We start from the raw sequence: 473 nt of genomic DNA on the forward strand, positions 1-473 counted from the left end.
TCAATTCAGAAAATATATAAGCTAAGTTAACAATAGCAACGGCAATGAAATACATTATGTCCTCATAATAAAAATATCGTTGCTACTAGACTAGAACATTTTCAAAAATCCTACATTTAATTTACTCTTGTTGAAAAACGTCTCATTTCAATAAGTGAGCTATTAAAGAGGTTGCAAAACAGGCTGCGTAAACTCGGATTTCTCATTGAGGAACTGGTACTAACTCAGGGGAAAGGTCAAGGTCATATGTAATATGAACCTTTATAAAGGGAAGCTAGAATGAAAAAAGATTTCAGTATTTTTTATATTTTCTGTTTTATTGTTGCTTTAGCAGCGGTAGGCCTTTTTTACTTCAATTATTACGGGATTAATGTAGAAATAAGCAATGAAGAAGTAAAAGAAAAAATTAACAATAAATTACCTAAAGAGATTGATACATCGATTGGAAATTTTATTGTTAAAGAAATTCAGGA

Annotated in this window: 1 protein-coding gene; it reads left to right on the plus strand. The window is 29.8% G+C overall.

The window, feature by feature from the left end:
• Nucleotides 1–279: 279 nt before the first annotated feature.
• The coding region (locus A3761_RS00890) for a hypothetical protein (RefSeq protein ID WP_156491468.1) at nucleotides 280–473 on the plus strand (194 nt) is incomplete at its 3' end.

This window comes from Oleiphilus sp. HI0123 (assembly GCF_001635315.1).